Annotated in this window: 21 protein-coding genes; 19 read left to right on the top strand and 2 right to left on the bottom strand. The window is 41.5% G+C overall.

What is annotated here, in order from left to right:
• Position 1 precedes the first annotated feature (1 nt).
• The 13 genes from gmd (at position 2) to HLM86_RS16280 (ending at position 13,251) form a co-directional block, all read left to right on the top strand.
• The gene (gene gmd / locus HLM86_RS16340; protein ID WP_170883249.1) at positions 2-1,126 is read left to right on the top strand and encodes a GDP-mannose 4,6-dehydratase; all 1,125 of its coding nucleotides are present in this window, start codon (positions 2-4) and stop codon (positions 1,124-1,126) included.
• 17 nt (positions 1,127-1,143) lie between these two features.
• On the top strand, positions 1,144-2,103 hold the full coding sequence (fcl, locus tag HLM86_RS16335) for a GDP-L-fucose synthase (protein ID WP_290312416.1): 960 nt from the start codon (positions 1,144-1,146) through the stop codon (positions 2,101-2,103).
• 86 nt (positions 2,104-2,189) lie between these two features.
• Entirely contained in the window at positions 2,190-2,648 is a 459-nt protein-coding gene (locus tag HLM86_RS16330; RefSeq protein WP_170883254.1) for a GDP-mannose mannosyl hydrolase, read from the top strand.
• Between the two features lie 35 nt (positions 2,649-2,683).
• Entirely contained in the window at positions 2,684-4,108 is a 1,425-nt protein-coding gene (locus HLM86_RS16325; RefSeq protein WP_170883256.1) for a mannose-1-phosphate guanylyltransferase/mannose-6-phosphate isomerase, read from the top strand.
• A 9-nt stretch (positions 4,109-4,117) separates the two neighbouring features.
• Positions 4,118-5,494 carry a phosphohexomutase domain-containing protein gene (locus HLM86_RS16320; RefSeq protein ID WP_170883258.1) on the top strand — a complete coding sequence of 459 codons (1,377 nt, stop codon included), beginning with the start codon at positions 4,118-4,120 and terminating at the stop codon, positions 5,492-5,494.
• A gap of 22 nt (positions 5,495-5,516) precedes the next feature.
• Positions 5,517-6,581: a dTDP-glucose 4,6-dehydratase gene (gene rfbB / locus HLM86_RS16315; RefSeq protein ID WP_170883260.1), complete on the top strand. Its 1,065-nt coding sequence runs from the start codon at positions 5,517-5,519 to the stop codon at positions 6,579-6,581.
• A 4-nt stretch (positions 6,582-6,585) separates the two neighbouring features.
• Positions 6,586-7,473, top strand: a complete 888-nt coding sequence (gene rfbA, locus HLM86_RS16310) for a glucose-1-phosphate thymidylyltransferase RfbA (RefSeq protein WP_170883262.1) — start codon at positions 6,586-6,588, stop codon at positions 7,471-7,473.
• Positions 7,473-8,357 (top strand): dTDP-4-dehydrorhamnose reductase, encoded by an 885-nt coding sequence (gene rfbD / locus HLM86_RS16305; RefSeq protein ID WP_170883265.1) that lies wholly within the window; start codon positions 7,473-7,475, stop codon positions 8,355-8,357. Before rfbA ends, rfbD begins: the two co-directional genes overlap by 1 nt.
• A gap of 1 nt (position 8,358) precedes the next feature.
• Entirely contained in the window at positions 8,359-8,907 is a 549-nt protein-coding gene (gene rfbC / locus HLM86_RS16300; protein ID WP_170883267.1) for a dTDP-4-dehydrorhamnose 3,5-epimerase, read from the top strand.
• 2 nt (positions 8,908-8,909) lie between these two features.
• Positions 8,910-9,821 (top strand): glycosyltransferase, encoded by a 912-nt coding sequence (locus HLM86_RS16295; protein WP_170883269.1) that lies wholly within the window; start codon positions 8,910-8,912, stop codon positions 9,819-9,821.
• Positions 9,821-10,741 carry an NAD-dependent epimerase/dehydratase family protein gene (locus tag HLM86_RS16290; protein WP_170883271.1) on the top strand — a complete coding sequence of 307 codons (921 nt, stop codon included), beginning with the start codon at positions 9,821-9,823 and terminating at the stop codon, positions 10,739-10,741. Before HLM86_RS16295 ends, HLM86_RS16290 begins: the two co-directional genes overlap by 1 nt.
• Positions 10,725-11,273, top strand: coding sequence for a sugar transferase (locus tag HLM86_RS16285; RefSeq protein WP_170883273.1), 549 nt, complete (start codon positions 10,725-10,727; stop codon positions 11,271-11,273). Before HLM86_RS16290 ends, HLM86_RS16285 begins: the two co-directional genes overlap by 17 nt.
• A gap of 40 nt (positions 11,274-11,313) precedes the next feature.
• Positions 11,314-13,251, top strand: a complete 1,938-nt coding sequence (locus tag HLM86_RS16280; protein ID WP_170883275.1) for a polysaccharide biosynthesis protein — start codon at positions 11,314-11,316, stop codon at positions 13,249-13,251.
• 29 nt (positions 13,252-13,280) lie between these two features.
• Here HLM86_RS16280 and pssA read toward each other — a convergent pair whose 3' ends face one another.
• Both pssA and HLM86_RS16270 read right to left on the bottom strand, forming a co-directional pair.
• Positions 13,281-14,621 carry a CDP-diacylglycerol--serine O-phosphatidyltransferase gene (gene pssA / locus HLM86_RS16275; RefSeq protein ID WP_170883277.1) on the bottom strand — a complete coding sequence of 447 codons (1,341 nt, stop codon included), beginning with the start codon at positions 14,619-14,621 and terminating at the stop codon, positions 13,281-13,283.
• Positions 14,622-14,717: 96 nt separating this feature from the next.
• Positions 14,718-15,152: a GNAT family N-acetyltransferase gene (locus HLM86_RS16270; protein WP_170883279.1), complete on the bottom strand. Its 435-nt coding sequence runs from the start codon at positions 15,150-15,152 to the stop codon at positions 14,718-14,720.
• A gap of 59 nt (positions 15,153-15,211) precedes the next feature.
• Here HLM86_RS16270 and murB point away from each other — a divergent pair, with 59 nt between their 5' ends.
• The 6 genes from murB to groL all read left to right on the top strand — a co-directional run bounded on the left by murB (position 15,212) and on the right by groL (position 21,347).
• The gene (murB, locus tag HLM86_RS16265) at positions 15,212-16,258 is read left to right on the top strand and encodes a UDP-N-acetylmuramate dehydrogenase (RefSeq protein WP_170883281.1); all 1,047 of its coding nucleotides are present in this window, start codon (positions 15,212-15,214) and stop codon (positions 16,256-16,258) included.
• Positions 16,255-17,217, top strand: a complete 963-nt coding sequence (gene birA / locus HLM86_RS16260; RefSeq protein WP_170883282.1) for a bifunctional biotin--[acetyl-CoA-carboxylase] ligase/biotin operon repressor BirA — start codon at positions 16,255-16,257, stop codon at positions 17,215-17,217. Before murB ends, birA begins: the two co-directional genes overlap by 4 nt.
• Before the next feature lie 281 nt (positions 17,218-17,498).
• Entirely contained in the window at positions 17,499-17,831 is a 333-nt protein-coding gene (locus HLM86_RS16255; protein WP_170883284.1) for a DUF3135 domain-containing protein, read from the top strand.
• A gap of 110 nt (positions 17,832-17,941) precedes the next feature.
• Positions 17,942-19,093, top strand: coding sequence for an LPS O-antigen chain length determinant protein WzzB (locus HLM86_RS16250; protein WP_170883286.1), 1,152 nt, complete (start codon positions 17,942-17,944; stop codon positions 19,091-19,093).
• A 244-nt stretch (positions 19,094-19,337) separates the two neighbouring features.
• The gene (locus tag HLM86_RS16245) at positions 19,338-19,631 is read left to right on the top strand and encodes a co-chaperone GroES (protein WP_076588984.1); all 294 of its coding nucleotides are present in this window, start codon (positions 19,338-19,340) and stop codon (positions 19,629-19,631) included.
• 69 nt (positions 19,632-19,700) lie between these two features.
• The gene (gene groL, locus HLM86_RS16240; RefSeq protein ID WP_076588985.1) at positions 19,701-21,347 is read left to right on the top strand and encodes a chaperonin GroEL; all 1,647 of its coding nucleotides are present in this window, start codon (positions 19,701-19,703) and stop codon (positions 21,345-21,347) included.
• Positions 21,348-21,411: the final 64 nt, after the last annotated feature.

Here is a 21,411-nt window from a genome sequence, read left to right as displayed (position 1 = left end):
TATGAATCGCAAAGTTGCTTTAATTACTGGTGTTACAGGCCAAGATGGTTCTTATTTGGCAGAGTTTTTGTTGGGCAAAGGCTACGAAGTTCATGGTATTAAACGTCGTTCATCTTCTTTCAACACGGAGCGAGTTGATCATATATACCAAGATCGACATGAGGAGAACCCGAAATTTTTTCTACATTATGGGGACTTGACGGATACCTCTAACTTGACTCGTATTTTGAAAGAGGTTGAACCAGACGAGGTATACAATCTTGGTGCACAATCTCACGTTGCAGTTTCATTTGAGTGCCCTGAATATACAGCTGATGTTGACGCCATCGGGACGTTACGACTTTTGGAAGCGATACGTTTTTTAGGTATGGAAAAGAAAACAAAGTTTTATCAGGCTTCGACGTCAGAACTGTTTGGGGAAGTTCAAGAAATACCTCAACGCGAAACTACGCCTTTCCATCCTCGTTCTCCTTATGCCGTCGCAAAAATGTACGCGTATTGGATAGTTGTAAACTACCGTGAGTCTTATGGCATGTATGCTTGTAATGGGATTTTGTTTAATCATGAATCTCCGAGACGTGGTGAAACTTTTGTAACTAGGAAGATTACGCGTGCTATTGCCAACATTTCTCAGGGACTTGAAAAGTGCTTGTACCTAGGTAACATGGACGCTCTTCGTGATTGGGGACATGCAAAGGACTACGTACGCATGCAGTGGATGATGTTGCAACAGGATCATGCAGAAGATTTTGTTATTGCTACGGGCAAACAGATATCGGTGCGTGATTTTGTTCGAATGACAGCTAGGGAGTTGGGCATTGAACTCGAGTTTTCAGGAGAGCAACTTGAAGAAATTGCGACTGTAAAATCCATATCTGGTGATAAGGCAACTTCTCTTTCTGTTGGAGATGTTGTGGTTCGAGTCGACCCAACATATTTTCGTCCTGCAGAGGTTGAAACCTTGCTTGGCGATCCTTCAAAGGCGAAAACTAAGTTGGGTTGGGAGCCTGAAATTACAGTGGAACAAATGTGTGCTGAAATGGTGCGCTGTGATTTTGAGAAAGCGAAGCAACATGCCTTGCTCAAAGACAATGGGTTTGACGTTTCGATATCTTTAGAGAGTTAAAAAGTATGTCTAGTCGTTTGAAAAATGTTTTCGTAGCCGGTCACAGAGGAATGGTTGGTTCCGCGATATCAAGGCAGTTGTCTACCGATTCTACAGTTAGAGTTATTACTGTCTCTCGTGATGAGTTGGATTTATTAGATACACAAGCAGTGTATGATTTTCTCTCTAAGAATCAAATTGATCAAGTCTATTTAGCCGCCGCTAAAGTCGGCGGTATCGTTGCAAACAGCACGTATCCAGCCGAGTTTATTTTCGATAATCTTACAATTCAAAATAATGTGATTCATGGTGCACATCTAGCAGGAATTCAGGACCTACTGTTTTTAGGTTCCTCGTGTATATACCCTAAGCTTGCTCATCAGCCAATGACAGAAAACCTATTACTGACTGGTGCCTTAGAGGAAACAAATGAGCCGTATGCGATAGCTAAAATCGCAGGCATTAAAATGTGCGAATCTTACAATCGTCAATACGGACGCAATTATCGCTCTGTAATGCCGACGAATTTGTATGGTACACATGATAATTTCCATCCCAAAAACTCTCACGTTATTCCAGCATTAATTCGGCGATTCCATGAAGCAAAACTTAATCAGAAAGAAGAGGTGATTGCTTGGGGAACCGGAAAGCCGATGCGTGAGTTTTTGTATGTTGATGATATGGCATCTGCAAGTATTCATGTTATGAATTTAAGTGGGGATGTATATTGTGAACATACCGAACCGATGCTTAGCCATATCAACGTAGGTTCCGGGCTAGATTGTAGTATTCGTGAGTTGGTTGAAACAATTGCGCGAGTTGTAGGTTATCAAGGTCGTGTAGTTTTTGATGCTACTAAGCCTGACGGTGCGCCGCGTAAGTTAATGGACGTTTCACGCTTATCGAAACTGGGCTGGACCGCCAAAGTGTCGTTAGAAGACGGTTTAAGAGAAACCTATCGGTGGTTTTTGGAGAGTCAGAATGTTGTAAGGTGGTAGTTACTTCAAGGAAACCGCAGATGATGCCTTTTTCAAACTTAGATCGCTTTATTGGGTTTTAGTTTAGTAATATTTATTGGGTTTTTATGTATCTAGATAAGTCGACTTTCTCCTCAGTGATCGAACATACTCCTCTTGTTTCAATTGATTTAATTGTAGAAAATGAACAAGGGCTAATTCTTTTAGGAAAGCGCCTGCTTAAACCGGCGCAAGGTTTTTGGTTTGTTCCAGGTGGTCGTATTCAAAAAAATGAAACACTTGATGAAGCGTTTGGTCGATTAACGCATAGTGAATTGGGGACAAGTTATTGTCGTCAGCAAGCTAATTTCAAAGGCGTGTATACACATCATTATGATGATAGTGTGTTTGATGAGGACTTTGGTACTCACTACGTGGTCATTGCTTATCATTTGTTGGTGACCCACACTGATCTATCTTTGCCAGTGGGTGACCAGCATGGCAACTATCATTGGTATGATCAAGCGCTTGCTATTGAATCTTCTGATGTGCATTCGTATACGAAGTGGTACTTCCAACCACATTAGACTCCCAATCGTAAGATAGAACTGACGGATTTTATATGATACACCCTATTATTATGGCCGGCGGGACTGGCAGTCGTTTGTGGCCTTTATCTCGAGAGCTATTTCCCAAACAATTCCTTACTTTGGGTTCTGATCTCTCCATGCTCCAAGAAACATTCGCAAGATTGTCTGGTATAGAGCATAGTCCGCCTACGCTCATTTGTAATGAAGATCATCGATTTATTGCTGCAGAACAGTTACGGGTTTCGGGGACTCCATATTCTGGGATTATTCTTGAACCTGTTGGCCGCAATACAGCTCCTGCTATTGCATTGGCTGCCCTGCACACTTTACAGGTAAGTGGGGAAGAAGACCCCATATTGATGGTGTTAGCCGCGGACCATCTCATTGAAAATAAGTTAGAATTCGAAAAGTCGATTTCAAATGCTTTACCTTATGCTGAGTTAGGTAAACTAGTGACGTTCGGTGTTGTACCAACGTCAGCTGAGACGGGATACGGATATATTAAAAAAGGTGAACAAGAATCGCTTGGCAAGTATGGGTTTAAAGTCGCGAGCTTTGTCGAAAAACCGGACCTTGCGACTGCTCAGATGTACGTTGAATCAGGTGACTACTATTGGAATAGTGGAATGTTCATGTTTAAAGCTTCCGAATATTTGACGGAACTTGGTAAGTTTCAACCAGAAATTTTGAATGCTTGTAAGTTAGCCTTATCCAATGCTCAATCAGATATGGATTTTGTGCGAGTGGACAAAACTTATTTTTCGGGATGTCCGAGTGAGTCTATCGATTATGCTGTCATGGAAAAAACAAAGCATGCCATCGTTACTCCGATAGATGCAGGCTGGAGTGATATCGGCTCATGGTCAGCTCTATGGGATGTTTCTAAAAAAGACATCAATAATAATGTCTGCAAAGGCGACATCATAGCTCTAGACTCCACAAGTAGTTACCTACAATCAGAATGTAAACTTGTCGCAGCTGTGGGAGTTAAGGACTTGATTGTTGTAGAGACTAGAGATGCTATTTTGGTTGCAGATAAGACGCAAGTTCAAAAAGTAAAGATGATAGTGAATGATCTCAAGAGTAATAATCGTAGTGAATATAAAGTCCATCGAGAGGTTTACCGACCTTGGGGAAAATATGATTTAGTGGATTTAGGTAAACGTGACCAAGTGAAACGGATAACAGTAAAACCTGGAGAAAAACTTTCAATCCAAATGCATACTCACCGTTCTGAACACTGGGTTGTCATTTCTGGCACCGCAAAGGTAACAAATGGCGAGAAAACTATGTTGCTGACAGAAGACCAGTCTACCTACATTCCCAAAGGTACTGTACACGCACTGGAAAACCCAGGTGCGATCCCTCTGGAGATAGTTGAGGTGCAAACAGGTAGTTATCTAGGTGAAGATGACATTGTTCGTTTTGAAGACCGAAATGTTCTAATTAATAAATAAGAGAGTTTCATGGCTATATTGACGTGTTTTAAGGCCTATGATGTTCGAGGAAAGTTAGGAACAGAACTAAATAGTGATGTTGCTTATCGTATTGGGCGGGCGTTTGGGGTTCATTTATCATTACCTGACGATAAATTAAAAACGGTAGTTATAGGTGGTGATATTCGATTAAGCTCAAATGAACTGAAGCAAGCCCTTATATCTGGCTTACTTGATTCTGGTGTTAATGTTATAGACATTGGTGTTACAGGTACTGAAGAAGTCTATTTTGCCACCCATTTTCTTCAATTGGATGGAGGGGTTGAAGTTACCGCTAGCCATAATCCGATTGACTACAACGGTATGAAGTTTGTTCGCGAACGGGCACAGCCAATAAGTGGTGATTCAGGTTTGAATGAAATTAAGCATTTGGCCGAAGAAAATGATTTTCCTAAAAATAAATTACGCGGCTCGTTAACTAAAAAATCAAACCTGTCTAGTTACACTGATCACTTAATGTCCTATATATCTCCCGGTAATATACGCCCTATGAAGTTGGTTGTAAATTCGGGTAATGGTTCTGCGGGTCATGTTATTGATAGTATTGAGGAGCGATTTAAATTACTCAGCGTTCCCATTGAGTTCATAAAAATACATCATAAAGCTGATGGTAATTTCCCAAATGGAATTCCTAATCCTCTTCTTCCCGAGCGTCGAGCCGACACAGCGCAGGCTGTTATTAAATATAAAGCCGACATGGGTATTGCTTGGGATGGAGATTTTGATAGGTGTTTCTTTTTTGATGAAAATGGTGAGTTTGTTGAAGGTTACTATATCGTTGGCCTATTGGCTGAAGCATTTCTTCGGAAGAAAAAAGGTGAAAAAATAATCCATGATCCGCGTTTAATTTGGAATACTATTGACGTTGTAAAGGAAGGTGGTGGTATTCCCATTATGTCTAAAACTGGGCATGCTTTTATAAAAGAGCGTATGCGTCGAGAGGATGCTATTTACGGTGGAGAGATGAGTGCCCACCATTACTTTAGAGATTTCGCATATTGTGATTCAGGAATGATACCATGGCTTTTAGTTGCAGAGATTATTTCCATAAATAGAGCTAAGCTCTCTGACACGGTTAAGCATCGCATGGCTTGCTATCCGTCATCTGGTGAAATTAATCGAAAAGTAGAGAATCCAGACTCTGTAATTAAAAAAGTATTACGTTTATATAGCGTTCAAGCTTTTGAAATTGATCATACAGACGGTGTCTCGATGGATATGGGAGAGTGGCGTTTTAATTTGAGAAAATCTAATACTGAGCCATTAATACGCCTAAATGTCGAGGTTAAAGGAAACAGTGAGTTATTGAAATTGAAAGTCCAAGAGATTTTGGATCTTCTTAGTTAAATAGATTTTACGAGTAAAAAATATGAAAATTCTAGTAACGGGTGGTGCTGGTTTTATTGGTTCTGCTGTGATTCGAAATATAATCAATAACACTAGTGATTCTGTTGTAAATGTTGATAGTTTAACTTATGCCGGAAATCTGGAATCCTTGGAAGGCATTGACGTTAGTACGAGGTATGACTTTGAGTATGTTGATATATGTGATCGACTTGCTCTTGATAGAGTCTTCTCTGTACATAGACCTGATGCTGTGATGCACCTTGCTGCTGAATCACACGTAGATCGTTCGATTGATGGTCCATCTGCTTTTATTCAAACCAATATTGTCGGCACTTATAACTTATTGGAAGCTTGTCGAACGTATTGGAGCGCTTTGCCTGACAAGAAAAAACAAGCGTTTCGCTTTCACCATGTGTCAACAGATGAAGTGTTTGGAGATTTATCAGGTACTAAGGAGTTATTTACAGAATCAACGTCATACGAACCAAGTAGCCCCTACTCTGCGTCTAAGGCTTCTAGCGACCATTTAGTCAGAGCATGGCAACGAACTTACGGTTTACCGACGATAGTCACAAATTGTTCGAATAACTATGGTCCATGCCATTTTCCGGAAAAGTTAATTCCCTTGATTGTGTTGAACGCTCTTGAAGGAAAGCCTCTTCCTGTATACGGTGATGGGATGCAGGTTCGTGACTGGCTTTACGTAGAAGACCATGCGAAAGCACTCTATACAGTTGTTACTGAAGGAAAAGTCGGGGAGACCTATAACGTCGGCGGCCATAACGAAAAAACAAACATTGAAGTGGTTGAGTCGATTTGCTCACTATTGGAAGACTTCGTTCCTGAAAAACCAGAAGGGGTGGTGAGCTATAAAGACCTGATTACTTATGTATCTGATAGGCCTGGTCATGATGTTCGTTACGCTATCGATGCTTCCAAAATTGAACGTGAATTAGGTTGGGCCCCAGAAGAAACATTTGAATCAGGAATCAGAAAAACAGTGGAATGGTATTTGAATAATCGCCAATGGTGGACTCGTGTATTAAATGGTTCTTACTCCCTTGAGCGTCTAGGTATAGGAGAATAATGTAATGAAAGGTATCGTCCTTGCTGGAGGTTCTGGAACACGACTCTATCCTTTGACTCGGGGAGTGTCTAAACAACTACTCCCTATTTATGATAAACCTATGGTGTTTTACCCTATATCTACATTGATGCTAGCTGGGATCAGAGATATTTTGGTGATCACAACACCTGAGGATAATATTGGATTTAAACGTTTGTTAGGTGATGGTTCTGCTTATGGTATTAATCTGACTTATGCGGTTCAAAATAGCCCTGAAGGTCTAGCACAAGCCTTTACTATTGGTGAGAGTTTTATAGATGGGGACTCTGTCTGCCTAGTGCTGGGGGATAACATTTTTTATGGGCAATCTTTCTCACAAACGCTACAAAATGCGGCTTCTAAAGAGAATGGAGCTACGATTTTTGGTTACCAAGTAAAAGACCCTGAGCGCTTTGGTGTAGTTGAATTTGATACGAATATGAAAGCAGTTTCTATCGAAGAAAAACCGATGGTACCTAAGTCAAATTATGCCGTAACAGGCCTCTATTTCTATGATAATCGAGTTGTAGAGTTTGCAAAAAAAGTGAAACCTTCAGCACGAGGTGAATTAGAAATTACTTCGATTAATCAAATGTATCTCGAAGATAGTTCCTTGAGCGTTGAATTATTAGGGAGGGGGTTTGCGTGGTTAGATACAGGTACGCATGAAAGCCTTCATGAGGCTTCTTCGTTTGTCCAAACTATTGAGAATGTTCAAGGCTTAAAAGTTGCTTGTTTGGAAGAGGTAGCTTGGCGAAATGGATGGCTTTCAACTGAGAACGTGGTGGATCTTGCTCAACGCATGATAAAAAATGAATATGGCCAGTATTTAATGCGTCTGGTATCGGATCAACAGATTAAAGAGGGCTATTAATGCGTGTTCTTGTTACTGGAGGCAACGGTCAAGTGGGCTATTGTGTATCAGAGCAGCTTTCACATAGGCCAGATGTAACACTACTTGTTCTTGATAAAGAAGGTTTGGATGTGACCAACCCGGATTCTGTTCGTGAAGCGGTGTTAAAGTTCAGCCCTGATGTCATTATAAATTGTGCAGCTTATACGGCTGTCGATAAAGCAGAACAGGAACTTGAACTAGCCTATGCGGTGAATGCCAAAGGGCCTAAATATTTGGCAAAAATGGCGCAGACGTTGGACGTTACTTTGATCCATATTTCAACAGACTATGTGTTTGAAGGAAATATGGATATTGAGCATCTGGAAACTGATGAAACAAACCCTCAGGGTATTTATGGTAAAAGCAAACTCGCTGGAGAACAAGCGGTAATAGAAGAATGCGATAAGCATATTATTCTGCGTACAGCGTGGGTTTTTGGAGAGAAAGGCAATAACTTTGTCAAAACAATGTGTCGCTTGGCCGAAAAAAATGATTGCCTAAGTATTGTCGGTGATCAATTTGGAGGGCCCACTTATGCTGGAGATATTGCCTCAACCTTGATAAGAATTGCTGATAAAGAGATATATGATAAAGATGTTGAATATGGTATCTACCACTTCTCAGGTTTGCCTCACGTTAGCTGGTTTGAGTTTGCACAAACTATTTTTTCTAAAGCCAAAAAGTTGGGAATCTTCACGGCAACACCCACTTTGAAGAATATCACTACGGAACAATTTCCGACACCAGCCAAACGGCCAGTTAGTTCAAAATTGAGTACTGATAAAATTGAAAGAGCCTTCTCGATAAAAGCAAGTGACTGGAAGTCTGCATTAGATAATGTTCAAATTTACACAAGGTCATAGAATGAAAGTAATTGACACTAATATTGCTGAAGTAAAAATCATTGAACCCACTCTTTTCGGTGATGAACGTGGATTTTTTATGGAAACGTGGCAGCAAAAGAAATTTGATGAACTTGTTGCTGGAAAATCAACAGTTTTTGTTCAAGATAATCATTCAAAATCGAAGAAAGGTATTTTACGTGGTTTACATTATCAAAGTGAAAATACTCAAGGCAAACTCGTCCGTGTCATTTCTGGTGAGGTGTATGATGTTGCTGTAGATATCAGGCGTGGTTCGGCTACCTATGGACATTGGGTCGGAGAATATCTCTCGGATAAAAACAAGCGTCAATTATGGATTCCAGAAGGTTTTGCTCATGGTTTCTTTGTAACTAGTGAAGAAGCAGAATTTGTATATAAGTGCACAGATTACTATAACCCGAATTCAGAGGTGTCGATAGCTTGGGATGACCCGAGTCTTAACATTAGTTGGCCGCTAGAGCTTAATATGATACCAACGTTGTCCGTCAAAGATCGTAATGGTTTAAGTCTCGATGAGTGTGGGCTTTAAATATGGCTCCAAAAGTATGTGTGTTGCTGGCTGCGTATAATGGTGAACAATTCTTGGAAGAGCAACTGGAATCAATACTGCTTCAGCTTGATGTTTCGGTTGATGTTTATGTGAGTTTAGACCTTTCAATTGATGGCAGTTTTGACATCATATCTAAATATGTGGGCAAAGCAAATGTCTACTTACTCCCCTATGGGGCTAGTTTCGGTAGTGCGGGCCAGAATTTTTTCAACCTATTGATTAACGTTGAATTCAATAATTATGACTATATTGCATTTTCTGATCAGGATGATATCTGGCTCCCTCACAAGTTACACTACTCCATAGAGCTAATGCTAGCCAAAAACGCGTATGGGTATTCTGGTAGTGTTTCCGCATTTTGGGAAGATGGCAGACAATCACTAATAAAAAAAGACTATGCGCAATCAGAATTTGATTATCTATTTGAATCAGCAGGGCCCGGCTGCACATTTGTCCTCAACCAAATTTTGGCGTGTGAGATTCAGAGTTTTTTAATTTCTAACAAAGATAATATTAGTCAGCTGTGGCTACATGATTGGTTTTGTTACAGTTTTTCTCGTGATAGGAAATATAAATGGGTCATTGGAAGTGAGCCATTAGTGCTATATCGTCAACATGACAATAATGCCGTAGGTGCTAATAATGGTATAAGAGCTAGTATTAATCGCGCCGCAATGGTCTTAAATGGCCAAGCCTTAGAAAAAGTAAAGAGCCAGAGTCAATTCCTTGAACAGCATGAAAACCCTATTCAGCTTATAAGGTCAGGCAGTCCCGCAGACTTTTTGAGGTTATCACTAATTGGGCACAAATGCCGGAGGCGAACAAGAGACAAAGTTATTTTTACTGTAGCTATGTTGTTACTGTCAGTTAGGCGCTTTTTGGGGAGAGACTAATGATTTTGTTGACTGGAGCCAGCGGCTTTGTTGGGAAAGAGATATTAAAGTCTCATCGCAAAGTTAAATCGCTATACAGAAAGGACAGCGATCATAAGAAAGCGCCCTTTTCATGCATTGAAACACTTGATAAAAATACAAACTTTGGTAACGCTTTCGATGGTGTTAAGACAGTTATTCATCTTGCCGGTATAGCTCACTCTAAGGGGGCGTCGGTAAATGATTATCGAAGCGTCAATGTTGAGGGTTCTTTGAATCTTGCGATTCAAGCGGCTAATGCAGGTGTTGTACGTTTTGTTTTCGTAAGTTCAATAGGTGTTAATGGCGCTTATACTTGTGGCGAGCCATTTTCCTGGAAAGACCAACCCTCTCCTCACAATGATTATACACAATCTAAATTGGATGCTGAGCTTGGTTTACAAAGGATAGCTGAAAAAACAGGGATGGAGCTTGTTGTCGTGCGGCCTACACTTGTGTACGGTAAAAATGCTCCTGGTAACTTTGGTTTATTAACCCAGTTAGTCTCAAAGGTACCGATATTACCTTTTAGGTTGATAGATAATAAAAGAGATTTTATAGCGGTACAAAATTTAGCGGATCTATTGATAACGTGTACTGAACACCCAAATGCCGGAGGAAAAATTTTTCTAGCCTCTGATGGTCAGGGGGTTTCAATCAGACAGTTCACTGATGCTATTGCCAAAGGTTTGAACAAAGGCCTTTTGCAATTTCCCATACCCAAATTATGTCTCCAACTTTTCGCTTCTTTGACTGGACGTTCCATGATGGCTAAACAGTTGATTCAAGACTTAGAGGTTGACTCAACGAATACTCTTGATGATTTAGGTTGGGTAGCACCTTTGACAATGGAGCAAGCAATGTCTTTGACTTTTGGGGGTAAAAATGATTCGAATATTTGACTTTGTGGCAGCTCTAATCGGACTTCTTATTTTATGGCCTATTTTGGGCCTCGTGTATTTAATAGGTCTTGTTGATACTGGCTCGCCTGTCTTTGTGCAAAAACGCGTTGGTATGCATAAGAAGCCATTTAATTTGGTTAAATTTCGCACTATGTCTGTCGATACAGAGTCCGTAGCGAGCCACTTAGCGAGTACTGCCGCCATTACAAAATGGGGAGGATTTCTACGTAAAACTAAACTTGATGAACTGCCTCAGTTAATTAACGTTCTAAAAGGTGAAATGAGCCTCGTCGGACCCCGCCCCAATTTATTCAACCAGAAAGAACTTATTTCAGAGAGAGATGCTCTGAGGATTTATGATGTCCTTCCAGGAATCACGGGTTTGGCTCAGGTGCAAAATATAGATATGTCTAAGCCAAAGCTTTTGGCGCAAACAGACAAAAAAATGATCGAAAATTTGACGATTACCACCTATCTTAAATACATACTCAAGACAGTTACTGGTAGTGGAGGAGGGGACGCTGTAAAGTGAGAGTGTTGAGGTAGAAAATTGATGTATCAAAGAGAGTATTATGGCTAATCTAAACTTCATCTGGAATTTGTCACGTTTCAACAAACGTTTAATAAGTGTTGCTGTAGATATTGTTTTTGTTATTGCATCATTTTACATCGCTTACTGGTCTAGACTTGGTTCGGTGATGCCAATTGATAGTCAAGTTGTGCAATTTGTTATTGCTGGGACCTTAGTTGTTACGATTACTGCTTTTACTCGCTTGGGTTTGTACCGAGCAATATTACGCTATCTCACATTCCACGCGCTAGCAGTTGTGAGTTTAGGAACATTTATTTCAGCATTGTCCGTTGCGGTTTTGGCTTTTTACGTTGATGCCCCCATTCCTCGTTCTATCCCTATCATTTACGGCGCTTTTTTATGTCTGTTATGCGGAGGGTCTAGGCTAGTTGTACGTGTTTTGGTTAATCAAGCTAGTGCAAAAGGTTGCAAAAGAGTGCTTATCTATGGTGCTGGTTCTGCGGGACGTCAACTAGCATTAGCATTACGCAACTCTGAAACGCACAAGGTTGTGGGTTTCGTTGACCTCGATAAAACTCTTGAGAAAACGATGATAATGGGCCTCCATGTTTGTGATATTGAAAAAGCCTCACAATTGATTGATAAGCATAATGTTAGCCAGATTTTACTTGCAGTCCCGAGTGCCACAAGAGCCCGCCGTAAAGAGATATTAGACTCATTGGTACCTTTGTCTGCTGAAGTGCTTACTGTTCCAGATATGAAGGATATCGTGGAAGGTAAAGCTAAAATTGATGAATTTAAAGATGTTGCAATAGAAGATTTACTCGGCCGAGACCCTGTGTCACCTCAACCTTTATTAATGGAGTCCAACATCAGAAATAAAGTGGTTATGGTGACTGGGGCCGGCGGCTCTATTGGTTCAGAGTTATGTCGGCAAATAATGAGTCAAAGCCCAAAAGCGCTGGTATTGTTTGAAATTTCTGAATTCGCTTTATATCAGATAGACCGAGAGTTATCTGCTTACCAAGAGAAAGCTTCCTTTGCAGTAGAGATAATTCCACTCCTTGGATCTGTTCAAAAAGAGAATCGTTTAGCAACTACAATGAAAAGTTTTAATGTTCAGACGATTTATCATGCAGCGGCATACAAGCATGTTCCTCTAGTAGAATACAATGTAGTTGAAGGGGTGAGAAACAATGTATTTGGTACTTACTATACAGCGAAGGCGGCTATAGAAGCGGGTGTCGAGTCTTTTGTACTTATATCCACTGATAAGGCAGTTCGTCCAACGAATGTTATGGGGACGACGAAACGTATGGCTGAACTCGGATTGCAAGCTTTGTCCGAGCAGGAAAATGTCAGGGAAAAAGGGACTCGCTTTTGCATGGTGAGATTCGGCAATGTTTTAGGTTCCTCTGGTTCCGTTATCCCTTTGTTTAAAAAACAAATTGAAAGTGGCGGTCCAGTGACAGTGACCCATAAAGACATCATACGTTATTTTATGACAATTCCTGAGGCTGCTCAGCTCGTTATTCAAGCAGGGGCAATGGGTAAAGGTGGAGATGTGTTTGTGTTGGATATGGGAGAGCCTGTACGAATTACTGATTTAGCTGAGAACCTGATCAAGCTTTCCGGTCTTGAGGTAAAGAGCGAAGACAACCCACTCGGGGACATTGAAATTCAGTTCTCGGGACTTCGTCCTGGAGAAAAATTGTTTGAAGAACTCCTCATTGGGGATAATGTTAATGACACTGCACATCCAAGGATAATGACTGCAAATGAGCGCTACTTGCCACTTGAAGAGTATCAACCCTTGGTTGATGAGCTTGATAGAGCGTGTCACAACTTTGAGCATGAGAAAATCAGGCAGTTGTTACTTGATGCCCCTACTGACTTCAACCCTACCGATGGCATTGGCGACCTAGTTTGGCAGAAGCTCAAGGACAAGGATCTCGTCAAAGAAAAAACTATTCATTAATAATGGGTAGGGCTTATTTCTGTTGTTTGTTAAAGTATCTGTTTTAAAACGCTGTCTGCTTTGACTCTGGTGATTTTTCGCATTAACTTTTTGACAACTAGCGGGTAATCTTCAAACTTTTCTATTTGCTTATAAGTGCATATCATTTGTGTGTGTTGAAGAATATTCGCCACCTCTTTTTCGAATTGTTGACAAAGATGTTGGTGGTTGTCTTGAATCAAAATAGCGTTTTCCAAGTCGAGTTTCCATGCTCTAGGGTTCAGGTTGTTACCCGTGATTAACATATATTGCTTATCAACCCAAACACCTTTCAAGTGAAAGCTGTTGTCATCATGTTTCCAAAGATGAATAGAGAGATTTCGGCTCGCAATATTCGCTTCATTTGCTTTGGCGAACTGGCGGAGGTTCCGTTCATACAGATAAGGTAGCCCACCAATGGTTTTAAACTCGGCTTCAGGTGGAATGTAAAAATCATTTGCAGTTTTATCTCCTACGACAATGGTAACTTTCACACCTCGTTTGATGGCTCTTTTTACTTGCTTTGCTACGCTGTGTGGAAGATTGAAATAAGGGGTACAGATAAATATTTCTGCTTTGGCTGTAGCTAGAAGTTGGTCAATGCATTGGTTAAGCTTATTTCTTTTCTTGCCTACTCCGATCAAAGGTGTAACGGCGACCTGATCCTTTGACACCAGTTGTGACTCAAATTGATAGGATGACCTTTCTAAGCTAGCTCGAAGCTGCCTAATAGAGGATTTTATGGCTTTTGTTGAAGGTCTATCTTCAAGGTTTAAGTCATTGACTGCTGGATGAGTAATAATCTCTTGTTGAATAAATTTGACCATGCTGTCAGCTAAGGTGGAGTTACCTAATATGTGATAGCGATCAAATCTATATTTGTCATTGTAACTTAAGTAAATATTATTTAGGCTCGCTCCGCTGTAGATGACGGTGTCATCAATGATAAAGCCTTTGAGGTGAAGTACACCGAATACCTCTCGTCCACGAACGGGAACGCCATACACAGGAATCTTGTGTTGATGACTATCAGCGAATGTCTGATACATGGTCGCGTTTGTAGAGCCTGATCCCGAACCGATGAGGCCGCGTTGTGCTCGGTGCCAATCAACACAGACATTGATCTCTAGACCAGGGTTGCGCTGCTTTGCCTGATAAAGTTCGGTTAAAATCTCCCGACCGGCCTCATCATCCTCAAGATATAACGCAACAATATAAATTCGCTTGCTTGCTCCCTGAATGGCTTTAATTAGTTGGCCTCTAAAATCTTGAGCGTCGCAGAGCGTCGTAAATTGGGCCGGGTCTTGTGCCAAAGTCGGAAGTTGCTGGAATAAATTCCGGTTTGTCATCATGGTGGATGCAGTACCTTTGCAAAAAGTGGATCAGGAGTTTAGCAAAATCGCGGATAACTGCATAGTAATCCAGATAAAGGTTAGAAGTGAATGCGTTTACTTTCTATATCCTTTGTATTGCATAGGAATGAGGGCCTTCCCACTGCGGGTATATCGTGTGAACAACGCTTGCAACGTGTTTGGTAGCTCGCTGTTGCTAACAGTATGAAAATCGAACTGTTGGTAGAGTGAAATTAAGTGCTTATATGAAAAGCAAAAATCACCCTCTCTCAATTCATAGGAATGGCAATGCTTGAGTAGCTGATGACCTAGACCATATCCTTGATGTTCAGGAATGACTAACATTCCAGTCAACAATCTATACTCTTCAATTGTTCTGAAACGAACGACCGCGACGATACTTGAATTTAAATAGCCAACAATAGTTAGCTCGTCCTTTTTCGCTTTGCCTGATGGGTAGTGCGCTTTGTATAAACGAGTCACCAAAGGCAGTTTCATTGGGGGTAAAGTTTCTATTGTAAATTTGTCCATTATCACCCAGCATTTAAATAAGTTAGAATGGGCGAAGTTTAGTTTATCTAAGAAAGCCAATGCAAATACTCTCGAATGCCGACCTCAGTCATTACCATACGTTTTCTCTTCCACAGTCTTGTGATTACTTAGCTGAAGTTAGCTCAATCGAAGAGCTGAAGCAGTTATACCAACATTCTGATTATTTTGAATTACCAAAGTTAATACTTGGACGAGGAAGTAATGTCTTGTTCACAGAAAGGTTTGAAGGTGTCGTCATTGTAAACAGAATCATGGGTAAACAGGTGACAGAATCTAAACATGATTGGCATCTGCACATTAACGCTGGTGAAGACTGGCCGTCATTGGTGCTTTGGTCGATCGAACAAGAGTATTCTGGTTTAGAGAATTTAGCCTTGATTCCAGGTTGTGTGGGTAGCGCGCCGATTCAAAACATTGGTGCCTACGGCATGGAGTTAAAGGATGTATGTGAATATGTTGATGTCTTAAATCTAGAGAATAATCAGATCGAGCGTATGACCGCATCTGAGTGCCAGTTTGGCTATCGCGACTCTATTTTTAAACATCAGCTTTATCAAAAAGTTGTCATCGTTGCTGTTGGCCTTAAACTTGCCAAGACGTGGCGCCCTAATACTGCCTATGGCCCACTCCAATCCTTTGATCCAGAGTCAGTAACGGCGCAGCAGATTTATCAACGAGTTTCTGAGGTGAGGATGGAGAAACTCCCCGACCCACAGAAAGTCGGCAACGCAGGTAGCTTTTTTAAAAATCCAGTGCTGTCTAAAGCACAACATGATTTGCTGAAGGCAAAGCTTCCAAACTTGGTCTCTTATCCAACCCAAAATGGAATGAAGATAGCCGCCGGTTGGCTTATTGAACAGTGCGGATTGAAAGGGACAGTTGTAGGTGGTGGGCAAGTTCATCCTAAACAGGCATTAGTGATTGTGAATAAGAGACAGGCGAGCGCATCGGATATCGTTCAGCTCGCTGTTCTCGTTCGTCAGACAGTCGAGGCTGAATACGATGTGAAGTTAGAGCATGAGGTGCGTTTTATCGGAAAATATGGCGAGACGAGCTTAGATGAGATTCTTCAGGTGGCGCGATGAAAGAACACAAGATAAAACTGTCGATTCTCAAGATTTTGTCTGATGGTTGCTTCCATTCTGGTGAGGCATTGGGGGATCAACTTGGTGTATCACGGGCTGCCATCAGCAAGCACATTCAAGGTATTCAGAAGTGGGGAGTGGATATTTTTCGGGTTCAGGGCAAAGGCTACCAATTAGCTCATTCCTTTCAATTGCTAGATGAAAAGGCGATATGTAGGTTAGTTTCTACACCCGTTGAGCTTGTCCCCATTATTGATTCTACCAATCAGTATCTTATCGATCGAGGGGAGTCGCTTCAATCTGGGGCTGCGTGTGTGGCTGAATATCAGTCTAAGGGGCGAGGCCGGCGAGGCAGGGAATGGGTATCTCCGTTTGGTTCAAACCTCTATTTATCGATGTTTTGGCGATTGGAAGCAGGTATGGCGGCTGCGATGGGGTTAAGTTTGGTCGTGGGTGTGGCGATTGTTGAAGCATTGTCGGATTTCGGTATTAAAGGTATTAAGCTTAAGTGGCCTAACGATCTTTATTATCAGGATCGAAAGCTAGCTGGGATTTTAGTTGAATTATCAGGGCAGGCAGGTGGTGCGGCGAATTTGGTCATCGGAATGGGAATGAACCTAAACATGCCTCATATCATGGGTGACATCGACCAACCTTGGTCTAGCTTAGCGCAAGTCACAAACGGTGAGGAGATGGATAGAAATCAGCTAGCGGCTGCCATGATACGTACATTAAATAAAGCGATGCTTGCTTATGAAGTGGACGGTATGGTTGGATTGGTCGAGCGTTGGAATTGTCTGGATAACTATATTGATAGACCGGTCAAATTGATGCTCGGGTCAAAAACAATTTCGGGGATTGCAAAAGGGATTAATGACCAAGGTGCCATATTACTTGAAACTGGCAATGGGATTGAAAGTTACATTGGCGGGGAAATTTCTTTACGTGGTAACGATTGACCCACCTCCTGCTGACAACCAACGAAAAGTGGATGATAAAAGTGCAAGGGTTAAATTTAAGCTGTTGACTTTTTATTCCATTAACTGTCATTCGCAACAAGCGAAGGGAACGAAATGTAAACGTATCGGTTATTGGGCGCTGAGCGGGTGAGAGGCCAAATCAAATGACAGCGGTGAAACTTTCTTATAAATGAGAAAAGGCTCATTTATGCCTTCACATTTTTCTGCTCTCATCTAAGCTTTCCTTATGGTGATATAACTATCATTAAAGGCAAAGCCCAATGAATGCGACATTAATAAACCAAACCTTACCGTCTTTCGATGAGCTAATGATACTCGCTCAAGACAACCCAGACGCCTTCAATCGTTTTAAAAAGAATATGTGTGAGGAGATGATCAACTCCGCTTCCGTGGATATGCAGGAAAGGTTGTGGGCACAGCAAAGTCATATAGATAGAGTCGTGGGTCGTTGTAAAAATCCTAATCACACTAATGTCGTTCTGATGAGAGAATTGGTTGGGCAGGTGGGTAAATTCCATGAAGCCCTAGAAGGTGATGTTCCAGAAAAATCAGGGCATAATGCTGATGTAATTGCTTTTGAAAATTGGCGATAGATAGCATTTAAAATGCTCCCTCTGGTCACCCCATAGTCGCTATGGTAAACTCTCGCGCTACAAATTGTTTCATAAACAAACAGGCGTATCCGCCTTAGAAAGGGTTAGTTGTGAGCGAGAAAAACCAAAACTCAACCACTGAACATTACGTACCTCCCTCGCCAGAGTCACATTCAAGACATGATGAAATTGATCTTAGAGAAGTGGTTAAAGCGCTTTGGAACGGAAAATTGACGATTTCCATTATTACGTTTGTCTTTTTCTTAGTTGCTCTTTTCTACTCATTAAACGCACAAGAATGGTGGTCGTCTCAAGCTAAAGTTGGGCAAGCTCAAGAACAAGATTTGGCCGCTTATCGACAACAAGTCAAACAGTATCAACCGATCTTTGACATTTACCAAGATGATGGAAGCGTTTTAGTTAATGAAGAACTGGATGATCTGATTGACCCAAAAGTGCTCTTTAAGCGATTCATGGGTGCTTTCAATTCGAGTAACAATAAAAGAGTTTTCTTAGATTCTAGTGATGAGTTTAAAAAATTTAAAGAAAAGCTAAATGAGGATCTTGCCCCAGAAGAACTGGAGATTGCTAGGCGTGCATTGTATTCGGGGTGGTTTACTAAGATCTCTGCGTCAGCGGAAAGGGTAGTTAAGGAAACGGAAAAAAATGCAGTTCCTTATGATATCGCTTTTCAGTCAACATCCAGAGAAAGTAGCTTTCTGTTACTCAAGCAGTATATAGATGTGATCAAACACAAAGCGCATCAGGATGCACTTAATAATTTAGACGCGATCGTAAGTTCAAAGAAAAATGAGCTAAGTCAGCAAAAACAAATTCTAATGAATCAAGCCAAACATCGCTTAATGGATGAAGTTGATAAAGCGGAATATGCTTTGGGTATTGCCGAGGCAGCCTCAATAACAGAACCCATTCAACTCAACTCCAGAAAAGAACTATTTGATATTTCTTTTGGGGCTAAGGCATTAGCGGCGAAAATACAAGCTCTCAAGTCTGTCAAAAATCTAAATGTTATCGAGCCTAGAATACAAGAAATTAATGCCAAGTTAATGATGCTTGAAAGTCTCAAGATAAATAGAAAGATTGAGTTCCAGACCTTCCGTTTTATCGAGAATATCGAACCGCCAATTACTAGAGACAGACCGAAGCGGGCTTTAATCGTCGTTCTAGGAACATTACTGGGAGTTATGCTGAGTTTTGCTATTGTGCTCATGTTGTATGCATTTAGGAAAGAAAAATTGTAAATAATGGTCGGGTGCTGGCAGAGTAGCCGAGCTGACATTTTCTTCTGGGCGAGTGACGTTCAAACTTAAAAAATTGTACTCACTCGTTTTCATTTCTTAGGTTACATCACAAAAATCTTCTCTTCCCCCTTGGGTTTACTCTTTCTGTCCCTCATATAGTTATCACAAGATTTTTATAGCTCTAGGCACTGGTTGCCTAGAGCCCTCATCAAACTATATAGACACTAATCAGGAGAGACGACCGATGAACATTCGTCCATTACATGACCGAGTTATCGTAGAACGCCAAGAAGTTGAGTCAAAATCAGCGGGTGGTATTGTTCTGACTGGTTCTGCCGCAGAGAAATCAACGCGTGGCACTATTCTGGCCGTAGGCAAAGGCCGCATTCTAGAAAGTGGTACTGTGATGCCACTGGATGTAGAGGTTGGTGATACGGTGATCTTCGCAGAAGGTTACGGCACAAAAACTGAAAAAATCGATGGCAAAGAAGTTTTGGTCATGTCAGAAAGCGACATCATGGCTATCGTTGAAAAATAGCAATCATTGAGTAATTTTTTGCTCATATTCAAATATAAACCCAATAGAATTTAGAAAAGGAAACTAAAAATGGCTGCTAAAGACGTTAAATTTGGTAATGACGCACGTGTAAAAATGCTTGAAGGTGTAAACGTTCTGGCTGATGCAGTAAAAGTAACGCTGGGTCCAAAAGGCCGTAATGTAGTACTGGATAAGTCATTTGGCGCACCAACCATCACTAAAGATGGCGTATCTGTTGCACGTGAAATTGAGCTGGAAGATAAGTTCCAGAACATGGGTGCACAGATGGTTAAAGAAGTGGCTTCTCAGGCGAATGATGCTGCTGGTGACGGTACCACAACAGCCACTGTTCTTGCTCAGTCTATTGTTAGTGAAGGGCTTAAAGCCGTCGCGGCGGGTATGAACCCGATGGACCTAAAACGTGGTATCGATAAAGCAGTTGTCGCTGCAGTTGAAGAGTTGGGGCAACTATCTGTTGACTGTAAAGGCAGTAAAGAAATCGAACAGGTAGGTACTATCTCGGCGAACTCTGACTCAAGTGTCGGTAAAATTATCGCAGAAGCGATGGAAAGAGTGGGTCTTGATGGTGTCATCACTGTTGAAGAGGGGCAAGCATTACAAGATGAGTTGGATGTCGTTGAAGGCATGCAATTTGATCGCGGTTACCTATCTCCTTATTTCATCAACAACCAAGAAGCGGGTTCAGTTGAGCTGGAAAGCCCATTTGTTCTACTCATCGATAAAAAAGTTTCTAATATTCGCGAATTGTTGCCAACTTTGGAAGCGGTAGCAAAAGCTTCGCGCCCTCTTCTTATCATTGCTGAAGATGTTGAAGGTGAAGCCCTTGCAACACTTGTTGTAAATAATATGCGTGGGATTGTAAAAGTGGCGGCTGTTAAAGCCCCTGGTTTTGGTGACCGTCGTAAAGCTATGCTTCAAGATATTGCTATCCTGACGGGTGGTACGGTTATCTCTGAAGAAGTAGGTTTGGAACTTGAAAAAGTGACGTTAGAAGATTTAGGTCAGGCGAAGCGAATTGCTATCACTAAAGAAAATACCACCATCATTGATGGTGTTGGTGAAGAAAACATGATCCAAGGTCGTGTGGTTCAAATTCGTCAGCAAATCGAAGAAGCAACATCTGACTACGATAAAGAGAAGTTGCAAGAGCGTGTTGCAAAGCTTGCTGGTGGTGTCGCCGTGATTAAAGTAGGCGCTGCAACTGAAGTTGAAATGAAAGAGAAAAAAGATCGTGTCGAAGACGCTCTTCACGCAACGCGCGCAGCTGTTGAAGAAGGTGTTGTTGCAGGTGGTGGTGTCGCCCTTATTCGTGCTGCTTCTAAGATCACTGAACTTCAAGGTGATAATGAAGAGCAGAACGTCGGCATCCGTGTTGCGCTGCGTGCAATGGAAGCGCCACTGCGCCAGATCACAATGAATGCAGGCGCCGAGGATTCTGTTGTGGCGAATAATGTTAAAGCTGGTGAAGGTAGCTATGGCTACAACGCGGCAACAGGTGAATATGGTGACATGCTAGAGATGGGTATTTTAGACCCAACTAAAGTGACTCGTTCAGCACTTCAGTTTGCCGCATCGGTTGCAGGTCTGATGATCACAACCGAAGCAATGGTCACTGACCTACCACAAAAAGATGCACCAGCGATGCCTGATATGGGCGGCATGGGTGGTATGGGTGGTATGGGCGGCATGATGTAGTGCGACGAGAGTCGCGGAGGTCTCTAACCTCGAGGGCTATGGCCAAAGTAAATACTAACTTTTA

It is taken from the genome of Vibrio ostreicida (assembly GCF_013074385.2).
Lineage (GTDB): Bacteria > Pseudomonadota > Gammaproteobacteria > Enterobacterales > Vibrionaceae > Vibrio > Vibrio ostreicida.
This window is presented reverse-complemented; position numbering and strand designations above follow the sequence as displayed.

Coding starts and splice junctions, on each gene's coding strand:
- gmd (WP_170883249.1), top strand. CDS start 2: ATGAATCGCAAAGTTGCTTTAATTACTGGTGTTACAGGCCAAGATGGT.
- HLM86_RS16330 (WP_170883254.1), top strand. CDS start 2,190: ATGTATCTAGATAAGTCGACTTTCTCCTCAGTGATCGAACATACTCCT.
- HLM86_RS16325 (WP_170883256.1), top strand. CDS start 2,684: ATGATACACCCTATTATTATGGCCGGCGGGACTGGCAGTCGTTTGTGG.
- HLM86_RS16320 (WP_170883258.1), top strand. CDS start 4,118: ATGGCTATATTGACGTGTTTTAAGGCCTATGATGTTCGAGGAAAGTTA.
- rfbB (WP_170883260.1), top strand. CDS start 5,517: ATGAAAATTCTAGTAACGGGTGGTGCTGGTTTTATTGGTTCTGCTGTG.
- rfbA (WP_170883262.1), top strand. CDS start 6,586: ATGAAAGGTATCGTCCTTGCTGGAGGTTCTGGAACACGACTCTATCCT.
- rfbD (WP_170883265.1), top strand. CDS start 7,473: ATGCGTGTTCTTGTTACTGGAGGCAACGGTCAAGTGGGCTATTGTGTA.
- rfbC (WP_170883267.1), top strand. CDS start 8,359: ATGAAAGTAATTGACACTAATATTGCTGAAGTAAAAATCATTGAACCC.
- HLM86_RS16295 (WP_170883269.1), top strand. CDS start 8,910: ATGGCTCCAAAAGTATGTGTGTTGCTGGCTGCGTATAATGGTGAACAA.
- HLM86_RS16290 (WP_170883271.1), top strand. CDS start 9,821: ATGATTTTGTTGACTGGAGCCAGCGGCTTTGTTGGGAAAGAGATATTA.
- HLM86_RS16285 (WP_170883273.1), top strand. CDS start 10,725: ATGATTCGAATATTTGACTTTGTGGCAGCTCTAATCGGACTTCTTATT.
- HLM86_RS16280 (WP_170883275.1), top strand. CDS start 11,314: ATGGCTAATCTAAACTTCATCTGGAATTTGTCACGTTTCAACAAACGT.
- pssA (WP_170883277.1), bottom strand. CDS start 14,621: ATGATGACAAACCGGAATTTATTCCAGCAACTTCCGACTTTGGCACAA.
- HLM86_RS16270 (WP_170883279.1), bottom strand. CDS start 15,152: ATGGACAAATTTACAATAGAAACTTTACCCCCAATGAAACTGCCTTTG.
- murB (WP_170883281.1), top strand. CDS start 15,212: ATGCAAATACTCTCGAATGCCGACCTCAGTCATTACCATACGTTTTCT.
- birA (WP_170883282.1), top strand. CDS start 16,255: ATGAAAGAACACAAGATAAAACTGTCGATTCTCAAGATTTTGTCTGAT.
- HLM86_RS16255 (WP_170883284.1), top strand. CDS start 17,499: ATGAATGCGACATTAATAAACCAAACCTTACCGTCTTTCGATGAGCTA.
- HLM86_RS16245 (WP_076588984.1), top strand. CDS start 19,338: ATGAACATTCGTCCATTACATGACCGAGTTATCGTAGAACGCCAAGAA.
- groL (WP_076588985.1), top strand. CDS start 19,701: ATGGCTGCTAAAGACGTTAAATTTGGTAATGACGCACGTGTAAAAATG.